The organism is Synechococcus sp. H70.1 (assembly GCF_047502705.1).
In the GTDB taxonomy this organism is placed as follows: domain Bacteria; phylum Cyanobacteriota; class Cyanobacteriia; order Thermostichales; family Thermostichaceae; genus Thermostichus.
Map to the genome: position 1 here is coordinate 1 of NZ_JANSIV010000161.1, position 5,374 is coordinate 5,374.

General features: G+C 62.7%; 6 protein-coding genes. 3 read left to right on the plus strand and 3 right to left on the minus strand.

From position 1 onward, the window contains the following. Nucleotides 1-95 precede the first annotated feature (95 nt). The 3 genes from folD to xseA all read right to left on the minus strand — a co-directional run bounded on the left by folD (nt 96) and on the right by xseA (nt 2,551). On the minus strand, nt 96-965 hold the full coding sequence (folD, locus tag NW827_RS10605) for a bifunctional methylenetetrahydrofolate dehydrogenase/methenyltetrahydrofolate cyclohydrolase FolD (protein WP_414403452.1): 870 nt from the start codon (nt 963-965) through the stop codon (nt 96-98). Between the two features lie 97 nt (nt 966-1,062). Next, on the minus strand, nt 1,063-1,296 hold the full coding sequence (xseB, locus tag NW827_RS10610; protein ID WP_414362605.1) for an exodeoxyribonuclease VII small subunit: 234 nt from the start codon (nt 1,294-1,296) through the stop codon (nt 1,063-1,065). Further along, complete coding sequence (gene xseA / locus NW827_RS10615; protein ID WP_414403451.1) at nt 1,277-2,551, minus strand: exodeoxyribonuclease VII large subunit; 1,275 nt, start codon at nt 2,549-2,551, stop codon at nt 1,277-1,279. Before xseA ends, xseB begins: the two co-directional genes overlap by 20 nt. Before the next feature lie 83 nt (nt 2,552-2,634). Here xseA and NW827_RS10620 point away from each other — a divergent pair, with 83 nt between their 5' ends. From NW827_RS10620 to NW827_RS10630, 3 genes are all read left to right on the plus strand, one after another. Then, on the plus strand, nt 2,635-3,780 hold the full coding sequence (locus NW827_RS10620; RefSeq protein WP_414362603.1) for an AI-2E family transporter: 1,146 nt from the start codon (nt 2,635-2,637) through the stop codon (nt 3,778-3,780). A 98-nt stretch (nt 3,781-3,878) separates the two neighbouring features. Further along, a complete protein-coding gene (locus NW827_RS10625) occupies nt 3,879-4,253 on the plus strand; it encodes a DUF1257 domain-containing protein (RefSeq protein WP_414362602.1) in 375 nt (124 codons plus the stop codon). Between the two features lie 18 nt (nt 4,254-4,271). Further along, nucleotides 4,272-5,374, plus strand: a 1,103-nt coding sequence (locus NW827_RS10630) for a pentapeptide repeat-containing protein (RefSeq protein ID WP_414403450.1), incomplete at its 3' end; no start/stop codon positions are given.

Consider the following 5,374-nt stretch of genomic DNA (forward strand, 5'->3'; position numbering starts at 1 on the left):
CTGGGGCCGGCAGCAGTGGTTGTTTGGCCTAGCCGGTGAGAGCGCAGAGCTGGATGCGCAAGGGGGGCAGAGGCGCTTGCCTAGCGCGTTTTGGCCTAGAGGCAGCTGCGTAGTTTGTAGCTTTCCAGGGTGTTGGCCAGCAGCATTGTCACTGTCATCGGCCCTACGCCCCCTGGCACGGGGGTGATAGCAGCAGCCCGCTCTTTGACGGCTTCGTAGTCCACATCTCCCACCAACTGCTCGGAGCCGTCAGGGCCTTGGATACGGTTGATGCCTACATCAACAACCACAGCTCCCGGCTTCACCATCTCTGCCTTGAGCAGGCGGGGACACCCCACGGCCATGACCACAATGTCGGCACTGCGGGTTACTTCAGCCAAGTCCGGTGTACGGGAGTGGGCCACGGTAACCGTGGCATCGGCAGCCAACAACATCAAGCTCAGGGGCTTGCCCACCAGGAGGCTGCGGCCAACCACTGCGGCTTTTTGCCCAGCAAGCGGGATCCCTTCTGCCTCCAGCAGGCGCATCACGCCCAGGGGGGTACAACTGCGTAGGCCCGGCTCGCCCCGCACTAGCCGGCCCAGGTTGAGGGGGTGTAGCCCGTCCACATCTTTGGCGGGGTCGATGGCCAAAAGGAGCGGGATGGGATCCCAGCCAGGGGGCAAGGGTAGCTGTACCAGGATCCCGTCCACCCGCTCGTCCTGGTTGAGCTGGCTGATGACTTCAAGAAGATGGGTGGGGGAGTCCTGGGCGGAAAAATGGCGACCAAAGGAGGCAATGCCCACCCGCTCACAGGCCCGCTCTTTGCCACGCACGTAAGCCGCACTGGCGGGATCCTCCCCAACCCGCAGCACCGCCAACCCTGGTGGGCGCCCCACCCGCGGCAGCCAAGCTTGCACTTGGGCGGCCATCTCCGCTTGCAGGTGAGCAGCCAGGGCTTTGCCATCCAAGATCTTGGCGGCCATGGAGGGTGCCCCCTGAGGTCTTGACAACTTGACTATCTTCAGGGGTGCAGCTCCCTTCGTCAAGCCTTGCCGCTGTCGAGAAGCGGGGGCACTCAGGCTACTCGCGCAACTCCTCTTCCTCAGACCCCAGCTCCTCAATGATGATCTCCACCTGCTGCCGCTTTTGCTCCAAAAACTCGGCGCAGCGCTTCAGGGTTTGGGCGGCCTGCTGGAAGCGCTCCACCACCTCCTCTAGATCCAGCTCCCCCGATTCAATCTGGGCAATCAAACTTTCCACTTCGGCAATGGCTGCTTCGTAGCGCCAGGGCTCCTCACGCTTGCGGCTCCTCATGGCTCTCCTCCACTCGAACCCAGAAGCTTCCCCCAGCCAGCTCTATCCGCAGGCGGGTTTGGGGCGGTAGGCAGGGGTTGCGGACCAGAGCTCCCCGTTCGTCGCGCACCAGGGCATAGCCCCGTTTGAGGACGGCAGCGGGATCGAGGGCTTGGAGGTGTTGCTGGAGAGCTTGGTGGCGCTGTTGCTGCTGCTGAAGGCGATGGCGCACGGCCTGGACAAGGCGCTGTTGCTGTTGGGCTAGGTGCTTCTGAGCCCGTTGCAGCAGCTGCTCGGGATGAGTTTGAAGCAGACGGCAGTGGGCGTGGTGCAGGCGCTGCTGAGCCTTCTCCAAAACCTGCAGGGTGCAGGTAACTAGCCGCTGCCGTAGTTGGGATCCCTGCTGCTGCAATTCCCGCAGATCGGGCACGATCCGTTCGGCGGCCGCTGTGGGGGTGTGGGCCGCATAGTCAGCCGCGTAGTCAGCTAGGGTCTCATCCCGCTGGTGGCCGATCCCAGTCACCACCGGAATGCGGCATTCGGCAATGGCCCGCACCACCCGTTCGTCGTTAAAGCAGGCCAAGTCTTCGCCAGATCCGCCCCCCCGAGCAATTAGCAGCACTTCCGCCCGCCCATCCCGTTCCACCCGGCGAATGGCCCGTACAATTGACTCGGGGGCCGCCTCCCCCTGCACCTGAGCCGGCGAAAACAGCACCCGCAGCCCCGGGTAGCGCTGGTTGAGGGTGCGGCGGATATCGCCCCAGCCGGCGGCGTCGGGAGAGCTGACAACGGCAATACACTGGGGGTGGGTAGGTAAAGGCCGCTGCTTGTCGAACAAGCCCTCGGCAGCCAGGCGGGCCTTGAGCTGCTGCAAACGCCACGCCAGTAGCCCTTTGCCTGCTGGCAGCAACTGCCAAATAACAAGGCGGTAGTAGCTGCCGCCGCTGTAGATGCCAATTTGACCCAGCGCAAGCACCTGTTGCCCCACTTCTGGCCAGACGCTGAGCCGAGCAGTCTGGCTTTGCCAGATCACTCCCTTGAGGACATCGCCGCTTTCTGGATCCACCAAGGTCAGGAACAGGTGGCCGTTGCGGTTGCGCTGGCAACTGGAGACTTCTCCAACCACCCACAGCCTGCTTAAGTAAGGATCCCCGCTCAGCAGCAATTTTAGATAACGGGACACTCCTCCCACTGAGAGGAGGGGGACTTCCTCGGCAAGCGGCGACTCCATCGCCTCCTCCAGGTCAGCGGGGTTATCCGAATCTGGATTCGGCATAGGCAGCGCCCGAAGACTGCTGGGAACGCCTGGGATCCCATCTAGAATAGGCGACGACGAAGCAAGGGAGGAGGTGGGCTGCGGTGACTTTTGCCCATTGGTTGGGGCTGGGGGCGCTGCTAGGCCTGCTGGTGCTGCTCTGGCAGATTCGACAGATCCTGCTGCTGGTGTTTGCCGCTATTGTCCTGGCAGTAGCCTTGGATACCCTAGCCCAGATCCCCCAGCGCTATGGCTTTCGCCGCGGCCCCTCCCTTCTCCTCACTGGCTTGACGGTGGTGGTGGGCGCAGTCTTGGTGGGGCTCATTGTGGTGCCACCCCTAGCAGAGCAGTTGCGCCGGCTGTTTACTGACGTGGTGCCCGCTGGGATCGTGCAGGCCCAGCGGCTCTTCGAGAACCTGATCCTCTCCTTGCCGACCGATATTGAGCTGCCGACGCTGCGGGAGTTGGCCAATAGTCTTGTGCCCCAGGCCACCGAGTTGGTGCGCCAGGTACGCGACTTTTTCTCCCAGTCCTTCACTGCCTTCTTTGCCACCCTGCTCAACTTGCTGTTTGTCATCATCCTCACCATCCTGTTGGTGGCGGATCCCCAGGCCTACAGCCGGGCCTTTGTCTCGGTTTTCCCCGCCTTCTACCGCCCTCGCGTTCGCTACATCCTCAAGCGCTGCGAGCTGGTGCTGCGGGGCTGGCTGGTGGGGGTCTTGTTTACCAGTACTTTGGTGATGGTGCTGAGCGGTATTGGCCTGTGGATTTTGGGCGTGCCCCTAATCCTGGCCAATGCCGTGCTGGCGGGTCTGTTTAATTTCATTCCCAACATCGGCCCCACCCTAAGCGTGGTTGCCCCTATGCTAGTGGCCCTTACCGATGCCCCCTGGAAGTCACTGGCAGTGCTGGGGCTGTACATTTTCATCCAGCAGCTTGAAAGCAGCGTCTTCACCCCTCTGGTCATGTCGCGACAAGTGTCGCTTTTGCCCGCTCTAACTTTGGTAGCCCAAATTACCTCAGCCTTTTTCTTTGGGGTACTGGGCCTGTTCTTGGCCGTGCCCTTGGCAGCCATCCTACAGGTGTGGATCCAGGAGGTGCTGATTCGGGATGTGCTGGATCCCTGGCAGGGATCCCGGGCCCGCCCCTTACTCCTGTCCGAGCTGGGAAACGATGGGATCCCAACTTCCAAGGGCAACCCCGAGAGGGCAGATCCCGGGCTGCTGCCCCCATCGCGCCGAGAGGTTTAAAGACAAGCCAAACGTCAAGCTCCTTAACATTTGTCCCAGAGCTGCAAAAGCGCTTCTATAGTGGGGATCCCCCTCGCCGTGTTGGGATGGGAAGCGCCATGTCCCACTTCACCACCCTGCAAGTGCAAATTAAAGATGCCGAGCTGCTGGAAGAGACCCTCAAGGAATTGGGCTACAGCGTGGAGCGGAACGCCAGCCTGCGGGGCTACCTCTGGAACCGCACCCGCGCCGACTTGGTGATCCGGCAGAAGAACGGCTTTGACATTGGCTTTCGCCGCAACGGGGATCACTATGAGCTGGTGGCTGATCTCTGGGGGGCGCGCATCGATCCCCAAACCTTCCTGGGGCCAATCTTGCAGCGCTACGCCTACAAAAGCCTGCTGCGCTCTGTGCAGCAACAGGGCTATGCCATCGAGGCGGAGGAGCGCCTGGAGGATGGCACTATCCGCGTGGTGGTGGGGCGCTGGGTGTAACTGAGCCCCTCTCCGCCCATGAGCGGCAACCCTCAGCCAGCGGTGGGATCTAGCCCTCGCCCTTGGGATCTGGTGTTGGGAGGACGAGCCGTAGCCAGCAGTGCCCCAGTTCACGCCTTGGTTTTGGGGGGTCTTGAGGGGGCGCGGCGGCGGCTTACCCAGGGCAACGAGGCGGTGCGTCTAGCTACCTTGCCCCAATTACTCCAGTACGGGCCGGCAGGTCTAGCGGAGCTAATAGCAGCCCTGGCCAGCAACAGCTCCTGGGCGGTGCGCCTGGCAGCGTGGCGGCTTCTTTCCCAGCTGGAGCAGCCGGAGGCAGAGGAGGCCTGTCGGGCCTACAGCCCCTTTCGCCCGGTGGGAGGTGCTCAGGGAGTCATCGTGGCCTATCGGCGGGGGGAGCGGGACTTTGCCTACGCCGACTTGGAAGGAGTGGATCTGCAGGAGGCACGGCTGGGAGGTGCCAACTTCTACGAAGCTAACTTGAGAAAGGCCAACCTGCGCTTTTGCAACTTCAACGGCGCCCACCTGGGCCAGGCGGATCTGCGCCAGGCCAATTTGCAGGGAGCCAAGCTAAGCGGCGCTGTCCTTGAAGGGGCAGATCTGCGCGGAGCCGATCTGAGGGGGGTAAAAGTTAGCGGCACCAGCCTACGGGGATCCCAGCTTTCCGAAGAGACCCGAATGGAGGCGCGGCTGCGCCACATTTGGCAGTTGCAAAACTGGGGAGGAGAGGGACAGGATCTCGGCGGCCAGGATCTCAGCAAAGCCGACTTGAGGGGGCTGGTGCTGCGCCAGATCCGGCTGCGGGGGGCCGACCTCAAGCGTGTGGACCTGCGCGGATCTAACTTGGAGGAGGCGGACTTGCGAGGAGCCAACCTGCAGCGGGCGGATCTGCGGGGAGCCAAGCTGCACAATGCCGACCTGGAAGGGGCGGATCTCAGCGGCGCCGAGCTGCAGCGGGCCCAGTTGCAGGGGGCAAACTTGCGCCGCGCCAACCTTAGCGGTGCCAATTTGGAGCTAGCTAACCTGGAAGGCGCTAAGATCGAGGGCCTCAAGCACAGCGGGGCTCGCATTGCTGGCCTGATCTTCCCCGATGGCACCCCCCTCAAGCCCTGGTGGTGGTA